The 19,093-nt window shown below is 71.7% G+C and carries 15 protein-coding genes; 5 read left to right on the top strand and 10 right to left on the bottom strand.

All coding sequences use genetic code 11. The features are described from left to right. Window positions 1-90 precede the first annotated feature (90 nt). Complete coding sequence (locus K338_RS0112200) at window positions 91-1,386, top strand: citrate synthase (protein WP_022918453.1); 1,296 nt, start codon at window positions 91-93, stop codon at window positions 1,384-1,386. A 28-nt stretch (window positions 1,387-1,414) separates the two neighbouring features. Beyond that, the gene (locus K338_RS0112195) at window positions 1,415-1,846 is read left to right on the top strand and encodes a hypothetical protein (protein WP_157612388.1); all 432 of its coding nucleotides are present in this window, start codon (window positions 1,415-1,417) and stop codon (window positions 1,844-1,846) included. 33 nt (window positions 1,847-1,879) lie between these two features. On the opposite strand, the gene K338_RS22385 is transcribed toward K338_RS0112195, so the two are convergent. Further along, window positions 1,880-2,773 (bottom strand): hypothetical protein, encoded by an 894-nt coding sequence (locus K338_RS22385; protein WP_051154802.1) that lies wholly within the window; start codon window positions 2,771-2,773, stop codon window positions 1,880-1,882. Next, on the bottom strand, window positions 2,763-3,719 hold the full coding sequence (dapD, locus tag K338_RS0112185) for a 2,3,4,5-tetrahydropyridine-2,6-dicarboxylate N-succinyltransferase (RefSeq protein WP_022918452.1): 957 nt from the start codon (window positions 3,717-3,719) through the stop codon (window positions 2,763-2,765). The genes K338_RS22385 and dapD overlap by 11 nt, the downstream gene beginning before the upstream one ends. Window positions 3,720-3,859: 140 nt before the next feature. Here dapD and K338_RS0112180 point away from each other — a divergent pair, with 140 nt between their 5' ends. Next, window positions 3,860-4,540, top strand: coding sequence for a PepSY domain-containing protein (locus K338_RS0112180; RefSeq protein ID WP_022918451.1), 681 nt, complete (start codon window positions 3,860-3,862; stop codon window positions 4,538-4,540). A gap of 12 nt (window positions 4,541-4,552) precedes the next feature. On the opposite strand, the gene K338_RS0112175 is transcribed toward K338_RS0112180, so the two are convergent. The 6 genes from K338_RS0112175 to K338_RS0112150 form a co-directional block, all read right to left on the bottom strand. Then, window positions 4,553-5,428 carry an NUDIX domain-containing protein gene (locus K338_RS0112175; RefSeq protein ID WP_245542957.1) on the bottom strand — a complete coding sequence of 292 codons (876 nt, stop codon included), beginning with the start codon at window positions 5,426-5,428 and terminating at the stop codon, window positions 4,553-4,555. 123 nt (window positions 5,429-5,551) lie between these two features. Continuing rightward, a complete protein-coding gene (locus K338_RS0112170) occupies window positions 5,552-6,802 on the bottom strand; it encodes a glycosyltransferase (RefSeq protein WP_022918449.1) in 1,251 nt (416 codons plus the stop codon). Window positions 6,803-6,890: 88 nt separating this feature from the next. Then, complete coding sequence (locus K338_RS0112165) at window positions 6,891-8,720, bottom strand: acetyl/propionyl/methylcrotonyl-CoA carboxylase subunit alpha (RefSeq protein WP_022918448.1); 1,830 nt, start codon at window positions 8,718-8,720, stop codon at window positions 6,891-6,893. A gap of 250 nt (window positions 8,721-8,970) precedes the next feature. Next, a complete protein-coding gene (locus tag K338_RS22380; RefSeq protein ID WP_022918447.1) occupies window positions 8,971-12,255 on the bottom strand; it encodes a S41 family peptidase in 3,285 nt (1,094 codons plus the stop codon). Window positions 12,256-12,445: 190 nt separating this feature from the next. Then, window positions 12,446-13,210 (bottom strand): Maf family protein, encoded by a 765-nt coding sequence (locus K338_RS0112155; protein ID WP_342662724.1) that lies wholly within the window; start codon window positions 13,208-13,210, stop codon window positions 12,446-12,448. A gap of 28 nt (window positions 13,211-13,238) precedes the next feature. Further along, window positions 13,239-14,918, bottom strand: coding sequence for a DUF885 domain-containing protein (locus K338_RS0112150; protein ID WP_022918445.1), 1,680 nt, complete (start codon window positions 14,916-14,918; stop codon window positions 13,239-13,241). A 260-nt stretch (window positions 14,919-15,178) separates the two neighbouring features. On the opposite strand from K338_RS0112150, the gene K338_RS0112145 reads away from it, so the two are divergent. Beyond that, the gene (locus K338_RS0112145) at window positions 15,179-16,039 is read left to right on the top strand and encodes a sugar phosphate isomerase/epimerase family protein (RefSeq protein ID WP_022918444.1); all 861 of its coding nucleotides are present in this window, start codon (window positions 15,179-15,181) and stop codon (window positions 16,037-16,039) included. Between the two features lie 92 nt (window positions 16,040-16,131). Here K338_RS0112145 and K338_RS26230 read toward each other — a convergent pair whose 3' ends face one another. Next, window positions 16,132-16,443: an acyl-CoA carboxylase subunit epsilon gene (locus K338_RS26230; RefSeq protein WP_022918443.1), complete on the bottom strand. Its 312-nt coding sequence runs from the start codon at window positions 16,441-16,443 to the stop codon at window positions 16,132-16,134. After that, the gene (locus tag K338_RS0112135; RefSeq protein WP_022918442.1) at window positions 16,440-18,035 is read right to left on the bottom strand and encodes an acyl-CoA carboxylase subunit beta; all 1,596 of its coding nucleotides are present in this window, start codon (window positions 18,033-18,035) and stop codon (window positions 16,440-16,442) included. The genes K338_RS26230 and K338_RS0112135 overlap by 4 nt, the downstream gene beginning before the upstream one ends. A 135-nt stretch (window positions 18,036-18,170) precedes the next feature. Here K338_RS0112135 and K338_RS22375 point away from each other — a divergent pair, with 135 nt between their 5' ends. Further along, the gene (locus tag K338_RS22375; RefSeq protein ID WP_022918441.1) at window positions 18,171-19,022 is read left to right on the top strand and encodes a biotin--[acetyl-CoA-carboxylase] ligase; all 852 of its coding nucleotides are present in this window, start codon (window positions 18,171-18,173) and stop codon (window positions 19,020-19,022) included. The last annotated feature ends 71 nt before the right edge of the window (window positions 19,023-19,093 follow it).

The following is a 19,093-nucleotide window of genomic DNA, read 5'->3' as shown; positions in this document are numbered from 1 at the left end:
AGGCAGTTATGTTGTGTGAAGAAGTGATGGAGTCGGGCACTATCTGCCTGACCCCGAGAAGTCCTGTTTCAGACCCGAGGAAGGGACGACATGTCCGACGCCGCGCTCACCCCCGCCACGTTCACGGTGGACGACCACCAGCTCGAGTTCGCTCGAGTCCCTGCGGTGGAGGGTAACGATGGTGTCGACATCTCCCAGCTGCTCAAGGAGACCGGTCTGGTCACCCTCGACTCCGGGTTCGTGAACACCGCCAGCTGCGAGTCGAAGATCACCTACATCGACGGTGCGGCCGGTATCCTGCGCTACCGCGGCTACCCGATCGAGCAGCTCGCGGAGAAGTCCTCCTTCCTCGAGGTGGCCTACCTGCTGATCAAGGGGGAGCTGCCCACCGCTGAGCAGCTGTCCGCGTTCACCGAGCGGATCGAACGGCACACCCACCTGCACGACAACTTCAAGGCACTCATCGGCGCGTTCCCGGAGTCAGCGCACCCGATGGCGGTGCTCACCTCGGCAGTCTCGGCGATCCCGGGCTACTACCCGGAGAGCACCGACCCGTTCGACACCGACGCGGTGGAGCTGGCCACCGCGCTGCTGCTGGCGAAGCTGCCCACGATGACTGCCTACGCCTTCCGGCACTCCCGCGGCCAGGAGATGATCGGCCCGGACCAGTCCCTGGGCTACGTGCCGGACTTCCTCCGGATGAGCTTCGCCAACGGCGGCGACCACGAGGTGGACCCGGAGCTGGTCAACGCCCTGAACCTGCTGCTCATCCTGCATGCCGACCACGAGCAGAACTGCTCTGCCTCCACAGTGCGGATCGTCGGCTCGGCGCAGGCGAACATCTACGCCTCGGTGGCCGCCGGTATCGGCGCGCTCTCCGGCCCGTTGCACGGTGGTGCGAACGAGGCGGTGCTGGCCATGCTGAACGACATCCACGCCAGCGACGACGACGTGGACACGTTCATGAACCGGGTGAAGAACAAGGAGAAGGGTGTGCGCCTGATGGGCTTCGGGCACCGGGTGTACAAGAACTACGACCCGCGGGCCGCCATCGTGAAGAAGGTTGCCGACAGCGTGCTGAACAAGCTCGGCAAGCGCGACGACCTGCTCGACATCGCGATGCGCCTGGAGGAGATCGCCCTCTCCGACGACTACTTCATCGAGCGCAAGCTGTACCCGAACGTGGACTTCTACACCGGCCTGATCTACAAGGCGATGGGCTTCCCGACGAACATGTTCACCCCGCTGTTCGCCGTCGGCCGCACCCCCGGCTGGATCGCGCAGTGGCGGGAGATGATCAACGACCCGGCCACAAAGATCGGCCGCCCGCGCCAGGTGTACACCGGGTACGCCGCCCGCGACTACGTGGCCGTCGACGAGCGCTGAGACCGGGCCCTGACTATGAGCATCTTCGATGCCTCCTGGCGGCGGCGCAGTGCCAGGGCCGCAGGCAGAGGAACCGCAGCGTGGTAGCCGGACGCGCACCCTGCTGCTGCCCGGTGCGATCGGGGCAGCGGTCGGACTGGTCGTCGGCGGGTTCGTCGGCAGCATCCTCGGTGGTGGCGCGGACGATCCCGGAGTCGACGCCGACCTGAGGCTCGCCTGCGACTACGCCTCGTCACTGACCGAGGACTTCGACCCGGATGCCGTCATCGACGTCGACGGGCCGGTGCACTGGCAGGTGCTTGCGGTCAGCGGGCATGCCCAGGCTGCAGCGGCCGCCGACGACACCTACGCCGAGCTCCGTACGCACAGCGGTGACCTCCTGACCGGGACGCAGAGCTTGGACGCGGCGCTGATCGAGGAGACGCTCACCGCGATCGTCCACAGCTGCCAGGACCTGTAACCGTCCTCCCGCAGGGGTGACCGGTGCAGGCGCTCAGCGCACGCCGACCACGCCGGCAGCGTCGTCATACCCCGGCTCACCCTCGGCCAGCGGCCGCCAGGATGCCTCCGCGCCGTCGGCCCGCTGCCAGACCTGCCCGTTGACGGTCACCACGGAGGCACCCGTGTGCTCCGCAGTCATCAGCACCCAGGTGGCCACCGCCCAGCCCATCCGCTCCGCGTGCCGGTCCCCCGCACCCAGGGCGACGGCGGAGATCACCCAGCGTTCGCTGTCCGCCTGGGCAGCCAGGCTGGGCAGGTCCAGGGCGAGCCGCTCGACCAAGCGGTCCCCGAGCCCGCTGGCCGTCTCCGGGTCCACAGCAGGCAGCCGGCAGGTGAGCGTGCCGGGGGAGTAGCCGCTCATCGCCGAGGCGAACAGCCGCGCCAGCGACTCGTGCTGGGCGTAGGCGTTCGGGAACGCCGACCGCTGCACCCGTTGTGCTGCATCGGTGACCTCCAGGTCCCGGTAGCCCTCGATCGTGACCAGCACGTCGAAGAACGCGTTCGTGGCGTAGTAGGGGTCCATCACCTGCTCAGCGGTGCCCCAGTCCTGGGAGGGCCGTTGCTGGAACACCCCCAACGAGTCCCGGTCGCCGTAGTCCAGGTTCCGCAGCCGCGACTCCTGCATCGCCGTGGCGATCGCGATCGTCAACGCCCGTGCCGGCAGCTCCCGTTCCAGCGCGATGGCTCCGATGAGCGCCGCGATGTCGGACTGCTCCAGGGTCAGGGCTGCGGCATCACCGTCCGTGCCGGCCACGCACCGGGCGGTGAACGAACGCTCGGCGCCGGTCACCTTGTTCCAGGCCAGCAGGCCACCGGCCACCAGCAGGGCCACCACGATCAGGGTGGCCAGGGTGCGGCCTGGCCGGCGGGGCCGGCTACTGGGCATGCAGGTCGGTGCGCAGCATCACGTCGTCGCCGGTGCGGGTGATCGCCTCCACCGCCCCGGAGACCGAGTTCCGCCGGAACAGCAGGTTCGCGCGCCCGGAGAGCTCACGGGCGTTGACCACCTGCGGCTGGCCGCCGCCGATCACGCTCACCTTGGTCCCGGCGGTCACGTACAGCCCCGCCTCCACCACGCAGTCGTCGCCCAGGGAGATGCCTACCCCTGCGTTCGCACCGAGCAGGCAGCGTCGGCCGATGGCCACCCGGTGGCTGCCGCCGCCGGAGAGGGTGCCCATGATCGAGGCGCCACCGCCGATGTCCGACCCGTCACCGACCAACACCCCCTGGGAGATGCGGCCCTCCACCATCGCTGCCCCGAGCGTGCCGGCGTTGTAGTTCACGAAGCCTTCGTGCATCACCGTGGTGCCCTCGGACAGGTAGGCACCCAGCCGTACCCGGTCAGCGTTCGCGATCCGCACCCCGCTGGGCAGCACGTAGCTGGTCATCCGGGGGAACCGGTCGACGCCGAACACGTGCACCGGTGCCCCCTTGGCGGCCACCCGCAGTGCGAGCCGGGTCTGCTCGAAGCCGTCGACGGCGCACGGTCCAGCCGAGGTCCACACCACGTTCGGCAGCACGCTGAACAGACCGTCCAGGTTGATCGTGTTCGGCTGGACCAGACGGTGGGAGAGCAGGTGCAGGCGCAGGTAGGCGTCCGCGGCATCGACCGGGGTGGCATCGAGGTCGATGGTCAGGTGCCGCACCACCTGCCGGGTGCGCCGTGCCCGGTCGTTGCCGGCGAGGGAGGCGAGGTCGGCGGGCACACCATAGGGCCCGGTCGCCTCCGGCGGCGGGGCGCCGAGCGCGGGACGTGGGAACCAGACGTCCAGCGTCTGGTCGTCGTCGGTGACGGTCGCCAGACCGATACCCCAAGCGGTGCGTGCGGTCATAGGAGTAGCCTACGTGCCCACCCGGGCAGCAGCCGCGGGATCCGGCTGTCGCGGTTGCTGGTGCCCTGTGGCCGCTGGACTGGTGCCGTGCGCCTCGTCGGCATAGTCTGGGTGGTACGCCCACCGGGAGGAGTGCGTCGATGTGGTCGAGGACCGCGGCGAGGGTACTACTGGCATCCGGGCTGGCACTCGGTCTGGTCGGCTGCGGCGGTGGTGAGGATCCGCCGACCTCGACCGATGACCCGCTCGTAGTGGGCGGTGAGGAGGAGGGCACGGCGACGGAGGAGTCCGCTGCGGAGGCCACCGCCGAGGACCAGACCTCCAGTGCGGAAGAGACCAGCGGCTCGGGCGACACCCAGGAGACCAGCATGCCCCCGGACGCCGATTTGCGAGAGGCGAACTTCGCCGTCGACGTGGCCCGGGCACTGCAGATCTCCGCGGAGGAGACCGGGGCCGAAGAGGTGGTGTTCACGATCGAGCTGGAGTTCTCCCGCCACTACGACGCGTGGGTGTGGACCATCGAGACCCTGGCCGGCGGCACCGACCACGACGTGGAGATCGACGCCGACACCGGCGAGGTGCTGGACCACGAGCAGGACTCCGGCGACGACCAGGAACGCGCCGTCGATGCCACCGACCCGATGACACCGGAGCGGGCGATGGAGCTGGCGACCGCCGAGGTGGACGGACGTGTGCGGGCCTGGAAGCTCGAGTGGGAGGACGGTGCGATGCGCTACGAGGTGGAGGTGGTCCGGTCCGGCGGCGACGACGTGGACGTGCTGGTGGACGCCGCCAGCGGTGCGGTGCGCGTGACCGACTGAGTGCGCAGCCGCTCAGTCGGTCAGCGTATCGAGCAGGTCCAGCAGCAGCCGGGGACCGAGCCGGTGCGCACCTGTGTCCTCCACCCGGCGGCCGAGCTCCCGGTCAGCGGTGACCACGGCCACCGCGCGGGTGCCCGGGCCGTGGGCGCGCTCGGCGGCCTCGGCGACGATCCTGCTGTCGCCGTCCCGCTCGGCGGCGACCACTTCCACCCGGCCCCCCTCCACCGCGGTCACCGTGCGGGCCTGCCCTTCGGTCACCAGCACGACGTGCGGCCACCACCGGTCGCCGGGTAGGCCGAGCAGCTCTGCCGGCACGCCACGGCGGGCGAGGTCCTCGAGCTGGTGCAGCAGCCGCTCGGTGGCACCAGCGCGGTCCCGCCACCACCCGTCCGGCCGGGAGCCGACCACGTTCGCGGCGTCCACCACCAGGACGGCGGTGGTGGCGGCCATCGGGGTGAGCTCGGGCCAGGCATCGGCGAACGCCGGCAGCAGCGGCAGGTCGGTGACCTGGTCGATGCCCACCCACTCGATCTGCGCACTCTCCTTGTCGGTGACGCGCGGCCGCACCGGCCCGGCCACCCGGGCGAGCACGGTCGTGTAGCTCCAGTCCGGGTGCTGCAGGACGCGACTTGCCAGCACCTGCACGTGCTCGGCGGCGATCCCAGCCTCCTCCTCGGCCTCGCGCAACGCGCCGGCGGTGGCGTCCTCACCAGCGTGCCGGGCCCCGCCGGGGATCCCCCAGGAGTCGCCGAAGTGTGTCCAGCTCGCCCGGTGCTGCAGCACGACCTGACGGGCCGGGACGCTATCCAGGAGCAGCAGACCGGCCGCCCCGTAGGCACCCCAGTGCCGCATCCCGCACCGGCACTCGACCCATTCCTCCCCGTCCACCACCTCACCGTATCCGCACACCGGGGGTAGTAGCCCAAGCGTGCGACGTACACGTCTGCCCGGCTCTGTGCCAGGTTGGCGGTGACCAGCAGATCGCTGTGCCGCCACCGCATCCCGGAGACCTCAGGCGCCGAGGATGCGTTCGATCTCCTCGGCGGCGCCGGTGGCCCCGTCCTCGCGGCGCAGACGATCGGCGAGCACCGCCGCACGAGCATGCGTGGGTTCGGTCAGTGCTGCAGCGAGCGCGGCACGGATCGCCGCCGTGCCGTCCGGACCGGCGGCCTCGGGCAGCGGCACCGGCGGGCCGGCGACTCCGAGCTCATGCACGCGGCGGGCGAAGAACGGCTGGTCCACCATCACCGGGACCACGACCTGAGGTGCGCCGGCCCGGAGCGCCTGCGCGACGGTGCCGGCCCCGCCGTGGTGCACCACCGCCGCCACCTGGCCGAAGAGCAGCTCGTGCGGGGCGGCGTCGATGACGAGCAGGTCGTCGCCAGCCGGCACCTCCTGCTCCGCTCCGGAGCCATGCTGGAGGACCACCCGGAACCCGGCCTCCCGGGCGGCCTGCACGGCGTGCTGCACCCCGGTGCGCATCTGCGGCAGCATGTGCGAGCCCAGGCCCACGTACACCGGTGGTGGACCCGTCGCCAGGAACTCGACCACCGGCCGCGGCAGCTGTGCACCGAGGCGGTCGTAGAACGGGTAGCCCACCGGCCGCAGCCGTCGGCCGCCGACCCGGCCCGCGGCGATCACCACAGGTGTGTTCGCCACCACCACCGGTGCGGTCATGATCCGGCGGACGATCTGCCACCCGTCCCTGCGGGACAGGCCGAACCGGTCCAGCTGGGCAGGACTCGGGCGGACCAGCCGCATCGCTGAGGCGGTGGCGCGCAGTCCCGTGGTGAGGTTGGCCAGCGAGCGGCCGGGCCGGGTGGAGAACATGCTCATGTCGCCGCGGATCGAGGGCACCACCGGCACGAACATCAGCTGCACCAGGGGCCGCGGGTCGCCTATGCTCGCCAGCCCGGCCCACGAGGTGCTCATCGCCGTGGCGACCACAGCGTGGTAGCGCGGCCACACCTCCCGCATCGTCGCTGCCACGGCCGGAGCCATCTGCTCACCGAGACGCTGCAACCGCGCAGCCTGGGCGGCGAACGACGGCGCTGCGCCGTGCTCGGCGAGGCCCCGGTGGTACAGGGCCATCGCGTCCACGTCCACCGGTTCCACCTGCAGCCCGGAGTCCTGCACCAGGTCGGCGAACTCGCTGGTGGCGGTCACCCCGATCTCGTGGCCGCGAGCGACCAGACTCTGTCCCACGGCGAGCAGAGGCAGGTAGTCGCCGCGGCTCCCGGCCGCCAGCAGAGCAATACGCATGCCGTCAGTATCGCCGGTCACTCAGCGACACACCCAGAGGCGGGTCGGTCAGGGTGTCAGGCAGCGGTGGGCGCCGCGAGCAGACCGGTCAGGCCTCCGCGTCGATCTGGCAGATCACCGTCCCCGCGCTGACCGTCTCCCCGACGGCAGCGGCCAGCCCGTGGATGCGCCCGGTGCGGTGCGCCACCAGCGGCTGCTCCATCTTCATCGCCTCCAGCACCACCACCAGGTCACCCTCGGCGATCAGCTCACCGTCCTCGACCGCCACCTTGACGATCGTGCCCTGCATCGGTGAGGCGAGCGCGTTCCCGCCGGAGGCACCCGCAGCCGCCCGGTGCCCGTTGCGGCGTGAAGGCTTGTTCTTCGGCTTGCGGGCCGACCCACCGCCGACGCTCAGCCCGGCCGGCAGCACGACCTCCAGCCGCTTCCCGCCGACCTCGACCACCACCCGCTCGACCGCCTCCTCCTCGGCTGGGGCAGGTGGGCTGGCCGGAGCAGGCGCAGCCACACCGTCGGCCCGGGAAGCGAGCCGGTCGGCGAACTCGCTCTCGATCCAGGTGGTGTACACGGCGAAGTCCTCGCCGGCGGAGGCGGTGAAGTCCGCATCGTCGAGCACGGCGCGGAAGAACGGCAGCACTGTGGGGATCCCGGTGACCTCGGTCTCGGCCATCGCCCGTCGGGCCCGCTGGATCGCCTCCTCGCGGGTCGCGCCGGTGATGATCACCTTCGCCAGCATCGAGTCGAACGCCCCGGAGATGACGTCCCCGGCGCTCACCCCGGAGTCCACCCGCACACCAGGCCCGCCCGGCCAGCGCAGCGTGCTGATCGTGCCGGGGGAGGGCAGGAAGCTGCGGTGCGGGTCCTCCCCGTTCATCCGGAACTCGATCGAGTGACCGCGGGTGGTGACCTCCTCGTAGCCGAGCGGCTCACCGGCAGCGATCCGGAACTGCTCGCGCACCAGGTCGATACCGGAGATCTCCTCGGTCACGCAGTGCTCCACCTGCAGCCGGGTGTTCACCTCCAGGAAGGAGATGGTGCCGTCAGCGCCGATGAGGAACTCGCAGGTGCCCGCACCGCGGTAGCCAGCCTCGGCCAGGATCGCCTTGGACGCCTCCCGCAGCTGGGCGTCCTGCTCCTTGGTGAGGAACGGCGCCGGTGCCTCCTCCACGAGCTTCTGGTGCCGCCGCTGCAGCGAGCAGTCCCGGGTGGAGACGACCACCACGGTGCCGTGGTCGTCGGCCAGGCACTGGGTCTCCACGTGCCGGGGCCGGTCCAGGAACCGTTCCACGAAGCACTCGCCGCGGCCGAAGGCTGCCGTGGCCTCCCGTACGGCCGACTCGTACAGCGAGTCGATCTCCTCGGTGCTGCGGGCCACCTTCAACCCGCGCCCGCCACCGCCGAAGGCGGCCTTGATCGCCACCGGCAGCCCGTGCTCGGCGGCGAAGGCGTGCACCTCCTCGGCACCGGTGACCGGGTCGGCGGTGCCCGCCACCAGCGGTGCACCGGCGCGCTCGGCGATGTGTCGGGCGCTGACCTTGTCCCCGAGCGCGTCGATCGCCTCCGGAGGCGGACCCACCCAGGTGAGCCCGGCGCCGATCACCGCACGGGCGAACTCCGCGTTCTCGGCGAGGAACCCGTAACCGGGGTGCACAGCGTCCGCACCGGAGCGGCGGGCCACGTCGAGGACCTTGGCGATGTCCAGGTAGGTCTCGGCGGCGCGGGAGCCGTGCAGCGCGTAGGCCTCGTCGGCCAGCGCCGCGTGCAGCGCCTCCCGGTCCGGGTCGGCGTAGATGCTCACGGATGCGATGCCGGCGTCCCGGCAGGCGCGCACGATCCGTACGGCGATCTCGCCGCGGTTGGCGATGAGCACTTTGCGCACGGGGGTGAGGGCTGGTTGCGGCGCCGCGCTCGTCGACATGCACTCTCCTCGAATCTCACTGGGGCCGCCCGGTGCTGGGGTGGACCCGGGTGGTGACGCACCGGCGTCAGTTCACGCTAGTACCGCAACACCCTTCCCGCCCAACCACCGCACCGGGTGCCAGACAAGTCTGTTCAGCCTGGCAACCTCACACGCTGCGAGTTGTAGGGTTCCTACAACGACGGGCGGACAGATGTCACCGCAGACCGACCGCAGGTAGTCCAGGTCACACAAAGCCTCGCCGGCAAGGTCACGAAGGACCGGGCGCAGGTGACCGGTCCTGCGAGGGTTGGCGGACCTTGGGTTCCGGCAGTGGGGGTGGAGTCGTTGCAGGCGCGTCCTCCAGCGCCGCCAGCGCCTCGGCGATCGCCCGGTCGAGCTGCGGGTCGTCCTCGGCGAACAGGTCCGCCGGGGTGTGCGCCACCTCGATGTCCGGGTCCACCCCGTAGTTCTCCACACCCCAGCCCTTGCCGGCCAACCAGGTGGCGTACCGCGGCTGGGTCACCGAGGTGCCGTCCACCAGGTCGAACCGGCCGTCGATGCCGACCACACCTCCCCAGGTGCGCACACCGACCACCGGTCCCACACCCAGCGCCTGCGCGGCCGCGTTCACGATGTCCCCGTCGGAGCCGGAGTACTCGTTGGCCACCAGCACCACCGGTCCACGCGGGGCGCTGTCCGGGTAGGTGGCGGGATGGTCCTCGTGCCGGGCCAGGCTCCACCCGACCACCCGGGCGGCGAGCTTGGCGACCACCAGCTGGGAGGTGTGCCCGCCGCGGTTGTAGCGCACGTCGGCGATCACCCCCTCGGCGCGGCTGGCCCAGCGCAGGTCCCGGTGCAGCTGTGCCCAGCCAGCGCTCATCATGTCCGGTACGTGCAGGTAGCCCAGCCGCCCACCGGAGCGCTCGCGGGTGTACTCGCGCCGGGAGCGCACCCAGTCCTGGTACCGCAACGCCTCCTCGTCGGCCAACGGCACCACCACCACGCGCCGGTCGGTCCCGCCGGTGCGCAGGGTGAGCTCCACCGGTTTGTCCGCCGCGCCCACCAGGTGCCGCGCCGGCCCGGCGACCGGATCCACCGGCGCACCGTCCACCGCCACCACCAGGTCGCCCGGACGTGCGCCCACACCGGCTGCCAGCAGCGGGGAACGGGCACCGGGGTCGCTGGACTCTCCGGGCAGGATCCGCTCGATCTGCCATCCCGCCTCGGTCGGCACCAGGTCGGCACCGAGCAGCCCGAGCCGACGGTCGGCGTTGCCGGGCGGGTCGGCCGGCAGCACGTAGGCGTGCGAGGTGTTCAGCTCCGCGACGGTCTCCCAGAGCACGTCCACCAGGTCGTCGTGGCTGCGCACCTGCTCCACCACCGGGCGCCACCGGTCGGTCACCGCGGCAAGGTCCACCCCGTCGGTGTCCGCGCGCCAGAAGTTCTCCGCCATCAACCGGGTGGTCTCGGCGAACATCTGCCGCCACTCCGCTGCCGGGTCCAGCTCGAAACGCAACCGGCTCAGGTCGATGCTGACCACGGCCGGGTCCTTCTCCTCGGGTTTGCGGGTGGCCGGTGTCAGCGTGACCGCCTTCTCGTGCCGCACCACCAGCTGCTGCCCGTCCCCGGAGACGGCGTAGGAGTCCACCTTGTCCACGATCGTGCTCACCGACCGGTCCGCCAACGACCAGCGCTGCAGGCTGTCGGTGGCGGCGTCACCGGTCACACCGGCCCGCCGCGTGCCGAGCACCCCGACCTCCTCCGCGCACCGGATCCACAGCACGCCGCCCGCAGCCACGCGTAGGTCCCGGTAGCCAGCCGAGGGCACCGGGAACGGGGTGATCCGCTGCTCGGCGTCCTGGGCGTCCAGGTCTGGGCTGGTGACGGCGGAGCTCCCCGGGGCAGGGGCGGTCTCGCCCTTGTCGGTGGTCGCCTTGGCCGCAGGGGGTGCCCATCCGGTCACGCTCGGCCCGAACGGGGCCGGTTCGTCGGCGGCGATCGGGATCAGCCAGGGGCGGGTGGCGCCGGTGAAAGACAGGTCGAACGCCTGGGTGTCGTACTGCGGGTCGAGCGTGCGGTCGGAGAGGAACACCACGAACTTGCCGTCGTCGGTCACCGCCGGGCACCGGTCGTGGAACTGCCCGCTGGTCAGGGCGACCGGTTCGTGCCCGCCGCGCGTGTCCAGGATCAGGATCCGGTGCGCCTGCCCCTCGGTGCCGGTGGGCTCGGACCAGAGCAGGTACCGCCCGTCCGGGGAGAACCTCGGACCGAGGACCTCCCCACGCCCGGACCGGGTGACGTCCCGGACCGAGGGGGCTGCGCCGTCGTCGGCAACACCGACCAACCGCAGCCAGCCATCATGACTGACCACGGCGAGACGCTCGCCCGCCGGATCGGCCGCCAGGTGCAGCACCCGGCCCAGCCGGCCGGCCAGCAGACGCCGGGGCGGTGCGGTGCCGTCGGTGGAGTGGATCTCCAGGGCGTCGGCGCCCTCCGCGTCGGTGGCCAGTGCGACCCGCCCGGTGCGGCCGAGGGCCACGGGCTCCCGGGTGCGCACCCCCGAGTCGGCCACCAGTGCCCGGGCCGGGCCGTCGCGATGGGTCAGGTGGAAGGTCTTGCCGCGCCAGCTGACGGTGCTGGCGGTGCCGGTGTGGTCCGGGGCGAAGGCCTCCAGGTGCTCGGTCGGCTCGAGCGCGACCGGGGCCGGGTCCGTGGCCGGCAGGGTCAGCTCGAGCCGGCGCGGCTGGGCCTCGAGGTCCTCCAGCAGCCAGATCTGCCCGCGGGAGTGCCAGGTGATCCGGGTGCCGTCGGTGGTCGCGCTGCGCACGTAGCCCTCCTCGGGGCCCTGGTGGGTGAGCTGGCGCGGCTCGCCGAGGCCCGGCGTCTCCCACAGCCACAGGTTCGCCTGCTCGTCGGCGCGGTCGGGGAAGCGGGCGGCCCGGTCGGAGACGAACGCCAGCGAGTCCCCCAGCCACAGCGGGTCGACCAGCGCGGCGGTCTCGGTCGGCAGCAGCCGCTGCCAGTCCCTGGTGCCGTCGGCGTCCAGCCACAGCCGGGAGGCGGTGCCGCCGCGGTAACGCTTCCAGTGCGCTGGTGGGCGGGCGTTGTAGGTGCTCAGCGCCATCGCTCCGTCCGCGCGCACTGCGAGCCCGCCTGCGGCGCCGATCCGCAGCCGCTGCCAGGTGCCGTCGGTGCGCAGGGAGCGGACCACGGTGTGCCGGATGCTTGCCTCGCCGGCGTTCGTGGCGACCAGGAGAGTGCTCGCATCCGCCCAGCCAAGCAGCAGCGTGGTCTGCCCGGCCCACCAGGTCAGCCGCCGGCTCTGCCCGGTGTCCACGTCGGCGAGCCTCACCTCCGGATGCCCGTCGGCGTAGGAGATGAAGGCCAGGTGGCGCCCGTCCGGGGAGAACCGTGGGGTCCGCGCCGGGGCGGCGTCCCGGGTCAGCCGCCAGGCGCGGCCGCCGGTGGTGGGAGCGAGCCACACATCGTCGGCGGCGACGAAGGTGAGCAGATCGGCACGGACATCGGGGTCACGCAGGTAGGCAGAGGTCACGCGGCCACGCTAGCCCGGGTGTCCACCGGAATCTGGCTGAAGCGACGCAAGAGTCCGCCGAACGGCGCCTTGGACGTGCTGGAGGATCTGAGGACGAGGTGGCACGTGGAGGAGGTCTACGCGCTGCTGCACGGGTACTTTCATCACTCACAGAGGGGTCCCGGCGAGTCGCGCTCACGCACAGGTGGCATCAGCGCGCCGGCGGCTGCCAGAGGTCGGTCCAGGACAGCCCGACAGCGGGCAGCAGGTTGCGCAGCAGCGGCAGGCTGAGGCCCAGCACGCCGTGGTGGTCGCCCTCGATGCCGGTGATGAACGCGGACCCATAGCCCTCGATGGTGAACGCACCGGCCACCTCCAGCGGCTCACCGGTGGCCACGTAGGCCTCGATCTCCGTATCGCTGATCTCGGCGAAGTACACGGTCGTGCTGGATGTGCCGGCGGCGCGGTCGGTGCTGCTGATCAGCTGGTGCCCGGTGTGCAGCACACCACTGCGCCCACGGATGTGCCGCCACCGTTCCCGGGCCCGGTCGGGGGTGTGCGGTTTGCCGAGTGCGGCACCGTCGACCTCGAGCAGCGAGTCGCACCCGAGCACCACCCTGGCTGGGATGTCCACTGCGGCGGTCTCGGGGCGGAGGCCGGTGCCTGCTGCGGTGGGTGGCGGCATCTCGCTGGGATCGGCGCCGGCTGGCCACAGCTGGGCGGCGACCGCCTCTGCCTTCGCCGTGGCCAGCAGCTGCACGGTCTCGGCGACCGACGCAGGCCCGTGCGCGGCGGTGTGCCGGGCCAGCACGGCGTCTTCGTCCACGTCTGCCGGCTGCACCAGGGGTTCCACCCCGGCCGCGCGCAGCAGCGCCGCCCGCGACGGGGAGGCGGAGGCGAGCAGCAGCCGCGGCCGGGCGGGCGGTCTGGGTGCCGGCTCCACCACGCTCACCGGCTCACGTCTGAATGGATTCACGGGATCAAGGTGCGGGGTGGTCGGGTGATCATGGCAGGAGCGCAGCGCGCAGCGTGTCCAGGCCCACCGAGCCGACGTCCAGGGCGCGGCGGTGGAAGGCGGGCAGGTCGAAGTCCGCTGCCTCCCGGGCCCGAGTCTCCTCCCGGAGCTGCTCCCACAGCCGCTGGCCCACCTTGTAGGACGGCGCCTGCCCGGGCCAGCCGAGGTAGCGGTTCAGCTCGAAGCGCAAGAACCCGTCGGCCATGTTCGCGTTCGCCTTCAGGAACGGCCACGCCTTCTGCGCATCCCAGGTGCCACCACCCCACTCGGCAGGGCACGGCTTGCCCAGGTGCACGCCGATGTCGATCACCACACGGGCGGCACGCAGCCGCTGCCCGTCCAGCATGCCCATCAGGTCACCGGGGTCGTCCAGGAAGCCCAGGTCCTTCATCAGCCGCTCGGCATACAGCGCCCAACCCTCCCCGTGGCCGCTCACCCAGCAGGCCATCCGGCGCCAGGTGTTCAGCAGGTCGGCGCGGTACACCGTCTGCCCGACCTGCAGGTGGTGGCCCGGCACGCCCTCGTGGTACACGGTGGTGGTCTCCCGCCAGGTGTTGAACTCGGTGACTTCCTCCGGCACCGCCCACCACATCCGGCCTGGCCGGGAAAAGTCTGCGCTCGGACCGGTGTAGTAGATGCCGCCACTGGTGGTCGGGGCGATCTTGCACTCGATGGTGCGCACCGGGTCCGGGATGTCGAAGTGGGTGCCGGCCAGGGCGGCGACTGCGGCGTCCGCCGTGGTCTGCATCCACTCCTGCAGCGCCTGGGTGCCGTGCAGCCTGCGTGCCGGGTCGGCGTCCAGGTCGGCCATCGCCTGCTGCACAGTAGCGCCGGGTCCGGAGATCTGCGCGGCGACGGCCTCCTGCTCAGCGGTGATCGCAGCCAGCTCGGCCAGACCCCACTCGTAGGTCTCGTCCAGGTCCACCTCCGCGCCGAGGAACAGCCGGGAGAAGCGGGTGTACCGCTCCCGGCCGGCGGCGTCCTCGGTCGGTGCCTGCGGGGCGACCTCACGCAGCGCCTCGGCAAGGGTGGCGTACGCACCCGCAGCAGCCTCGGCTCCCTCGCGCAGCGCCGCGGCGAGCGACTTGTCTACCGGTTTGCCGTCCACGCTCGCCCCGGCGGCGAACGTGCGCCAGAAGGAGGTCTCCCCGGCCAGCCCCTCGGCCTCGGTGATACATGCCTCCACCTGTCGGATCGGGGCCACCTGCCCGCGCCCGGCCGCGTACCGCAACGAGTCGATGTAGCCCGCCACGGCTTCCGGTACCGCCTGCATCCGGGCGGCGATCGTCTCCCAGTCCTGCGGGGTGTCGGTGGGCATCAGGTCGAAGATGTCCCGGAGGTCCTGCACCGGTGAGGCGATGACGTTCAGGTCGGCCAGGTCCTCACCGGCCTCCGCGAGCTCGATCTCCAGCCCGATCCGCTCCCGCATCGCGTGCTGGGTGATCCGGTCGACGTCGTCGACCGGTTCCACCTGGTCCAGGTCAGCGAGTACTGCGCGACCGGCGTCGGTCATCGCCTGGTGCCCGGCGGGGGAGAGGTCGTCCAGGCTCTCCTCGGCGCCGGGGAGCCCCATCTCGGTGGCCAGCATCGGGCTCAGCCGGGTGAGGGTGGCCACGTACTCGTCGGCCAGCACGTCGGTGGGCGTGGGGGTGCGGGGTGCGTCAGTCACGAGCCCAGTATGCGTGCTGTGAGGCGTGCTGGCTCGCGTTGGAGGCACGTTGGTGCCTCGGAGTGGGGCTGCAGCGCGCGCCAACCTGGCTCCGTGGCACGAACCTGCCTCGCAGCGGGGTGGGCGTGCGAGGGCACGGGTGAGGTGGCCGGCGCGGGCAGCCACCCGAGGGCTACGGACGGCAACTGGACGCAACCCCGCACGCTCCGCCGTCCGCCCCGGCACACTGGCAGACGACGCCCGCACGCGAAGGAGACGAGATGGCCAGGATCGGTGTGCAGCTGATGACCGTACGCGAGCAGGTCCGCGAGCTCGGCGTGACCGAGGTGCTGCGCCGCCTCGCAGATGCGGGCCTACCGGTCATGGAGGTCTCGCAGGTGGCGATGACCGAGGAGAACGTGGCCGCCATGGAGCGGGCCCGCGGCGAGCTCGGCATCGAGTATGGCGCACTGTCCGGCACGATGGAGCCAGCCCGGCCCGGTGGGAACCCGTCCCTGCTGGACGACTACGACGACGTCGTCAGCCAGTGTCGCCGGCTGGGCGCCTCCCGGGTGCGGATCGGCATGATGCCGCTGCAGGCGATGCGCGACGCGGAGTCCATCCTCGCCTTCTGTGCCCAGGCCGAGCAGGTCGCACAGCGCCTCGCCGACGACGGCATCCAGCTCTCCTACCACCACCACCATCTGGAGTTCGCGCGGGTGGACGGCCGCCAGGTGATGGACATGATCAACTCCGAGGCACCGTCGCTGGCGTGGGAGATCGACGTGCACTGGGTGGCCCGTGGTGGGGCGGACCCGGTACGCACGCTGCAGCGGTTCGCCCCGAAGGTGGACCTGGTGCACCTGAAGGACTTCCGGGTCAGCCTGCCACCGTTAGAGGTGCTCGACGCCGTGGCAGCCGGGGACCGGCAGGCCTGGGGACAGTTCTCGTCCAACCCGGTGCAGTTCGCCGAGGTCGGCACCGGCAACCTTCAGTGGGGCCCGATCATCGAGGCTGGGCTGGCTGCCGGTGCGCAGTACCTGTTCATCGAGCAGGACGACACCTACGGCCGGGACCCGTTCGAAGCGCTCGCGGCCTCGCGCGCGGCCCTGGCGGACCTCGGCTACGAGCACCTGCTCTGACCTGCCATCCCGCGAGCGCCGAAACTGCTCGTCGATCTGGTCACGATTCGTAGCAGGTTCGACGAGCAGTTTCGCCGACAGGGGGGCGGTGGTCAGTACGGCCGGGCGCTCCACCGCCACGCGTCTGGCCCTGGCTGGGTGGGCAGCCCGAGCCGCCGGCCCCGGTCGGACCAGGCCGAGACGGCCGGCTCCTCGGCGTCCGCGGGGTCCGCCGCCCGGGCCGCCACGATCCCGGCGACCAGCGCCGCCAGCTCCGCCTCGTCCGGGGTCCCCTTGACGACCCGGACCAGCCCGGCGACACCGTCGCCCGCACCAGCCTCGCTGGCGCCGGAACCGCTCGTGCCCGGGCGCCCTTGGCCCGGCGGCACCTCACCGTGCCCGGAGTACTCGCTGGCCGGGTTCACAGCGGGATGTTCCCGTGCTTCTTCGCCGGCAGCGAGGCCCGCTTGGTGCGCAGCGCGCGCAGCCCCTTGACGATCTGCACCCGCGTCTCCGCCGGCCGGATCACACCGTCCACGTAGCCGCGCTGGGCGGCGTCCCAGGGGTTCACGATCGCCTCCTCGTACTCGGCGACCAGCCGGGCCCGCTCGGCCTCCACGTCTCCGCCGTCCTCGGCGACCTTCTTCAGCGTGCGCCGCTGCAGGATGTTCACCGCCCCACCGGAGCCCATCACCGCGATCTGTGCGGTGGGCCAGGCCAGGTTCAGGTCCGCGCCGAGCTGTTTGGAGGCCATCACGATGTATGCCCCGCCGTAGGCCTTGCGGGTGATCACGGTGATCAACGGCACCGTGGCCTCGGCGTAGGCGAAGATCAGCTTCGCCCCGCGGCGGATGATCCCGTTCCACTCCTGGTCGGTGCCGGGCAGGAACCCGGGTACGTCCACGAAGGTGAGGACGGGGATGTTGAACGCGTCGCAGGTGCGCACGAACCGGGCCGCCTTCTCCGAGGCTGCGATGTCCAGGGTGCCGGCCATCGACTGCGGCTGGTTGGCCACCACGCCCACCGGGTGCCCCTCCACGTGCCCGAAGCCGACGATCACGTTCTGCGCGTACAGCCCCTGCACCTCGAGGAAGTCGCCGTCGTCGAGGACCTGCTCGATCACGGTGTGCATGTCGTAGGGCTGGTTGTCCGAGTCCGGCACCAGCTCGTCCAGCGCAGCGTCCGCCTCGGTGATCTCCAGCTCCGCTGGCGCCTCGTAGGTCTCCGGGTCGGACAGGTTGTTCGAGGGCAGGTAGTGCAGCAGGGCCTTGACGTAGTCGAGTGCGTCCTCCTCGTCGGCGGCCAGGTAGTGCGCCACCCCGGAGCGTTCGTTGTGCGTGCGCCCGCCGCCGAGCTCCTCGAACCCGACGTCTTCCCCGGTGACGGAGCGGATCACGTCCGGTCCGGTGATGAACATGTTCGAGGTCTGGTCGGCCATCACGATGAAGTCGGTCAGCGCAGGGGAGTACACCGCACCACCGGCACTGGGGCCCAGGATCAGCGAGATCTGCGGGATCACCCCGGAGGCGGCCACGTTCCGGCGGAAGATCTCCGCGAACTGGGTCAGCGCGGCCACACCCTCCTGGATCCGGGCCCCACCGCCGTCGCTGATGCCGATCAGCGGCACCCCGGTGCGCAGCGCCAGGTCCATCACCTTGGTGATCTTCTCCCCGTGCACCTCGCCCAAAGACCCGCCGAACACGGTGAAGTCCTGGGAGTAGACGCACACCTGCCGCCCGTCGATGGTGCCGTAGCCGACCACCACCCCGTCCCCGGGGACGTGCTTGGCGTCCAGGCCGAAGTTCACCGACCGGTGGGTGGCGAAGGCGTCCAGCTCTGTGAACGATCCCTCGTCCAGGAGCTGGTCGATCCTGGCCCGCGCGGAGAGCTTGCCGCGCGCGCCCTGCTTCTGCACCGCGGTCTCGGCGAGCTGGCGCGGGCCGGTGTCCGTACGCTGCGCCAGGTCGGCGAGCTTGCCCGCAGTGGTCGACGTGTCGATAGAGGTCTCGGAGGTCACACAGGCACTGTAGTTGTGTCCACCCACCAATCTCCTGCGCGACAGTCCCGCGCGCGTTGCCGCTGATGTTGTAGGAAGTCCACAACTGGGCGCGCCGCTCGGCGCTGCTGCGGTGCTGGTGGCAGGCTAGGTGCTATGGGAACGGGTCCGTCGCACCGGGAAGAACCCCGGCTGGAGATCGTGGAGGAGACCGGCTCCACGAACGCTGACCTGGCGCGGGCTGCCGGCAGCGATCCGGACGCCTGGCCACACCTGTCCGCACTGCTGGCCCGCCAGCAGCTGGCCGGCCGAGGCCGGTCCGGGCGCAGCTGGAACACCGACGAGCACGCGGCGCTGACGTTCTCCATCGTGCTGCGCCCCACCCGCGGGCGGGAGCAGTGGGGCTGGTTCCCGCTGCTCGCCGGGGTGGCGGTGGTGCAGGCGCTGCGTGCGGCCATGCCAGCCGGTGACGGCGTAGCTCCCCGGTCTCCGGCGGGTGCACCGGGTCAGGGGGGTGGTCCGGGACACGAGGTGGCGGTCGGCCTGAAGTGGCCCAACGACGTGGTCCACCTCGGTGGCGAGGAGGTGCTCGCCGACTGGGGCTGCCTGCGGAAGGTCGGCGGTATCCTCGCCGAGGTGCTGCCTGATGGTCGTGCGCTGGTCGTGGGCATCGGCGTCAACCTGGTCGGTGACCAGCTGCCGGTGCCCTGGGCGGGCACCGCTGCCGAGCTCGGGGTGCGCACCGACCCGGTCCGGCTCGCCCGGGCGGTCCGCGGCCGGCTGAGTGCCGTGCTGACCGACTGGGACAGCGGCACGCGGCCGCAGGAGATCGTCGCCCCGCTGTGCCTGACCCTCGGTACCGCCGTACGGGTGGGTCGACCGGACGGCAGCGCCCTGGAGGGTGAGGCGGTCGACCTGGCCGACGACGGTGCGCTCGTGGTCCGGCTGGCCGACGGCACCGACCGGGTGGTGCACGCCGGCGACGTCACCCACCTCCGGCCCGCCTGACCAGTGCCGGTCAGGCGGTCTGCCCCTCGTGCTTGCCCTCGCCCATCTCCTCGACGAGCTTGGCGTTGAAC

The organism is Ruania albidiflava DSM 18029 (assembly GCF_000421225.1).
Taxonomy (GTDB): Bacteria; Actinomycetota; Actinomycetes; order Actinomycetales; family Beutenbergiaceae; genus Ruania; species Ruania albidiflava.
Note: the sequence above shows the minus strand (reverse complement) of the source record. Positions and strands in the feature narration are given on the sequence as shown.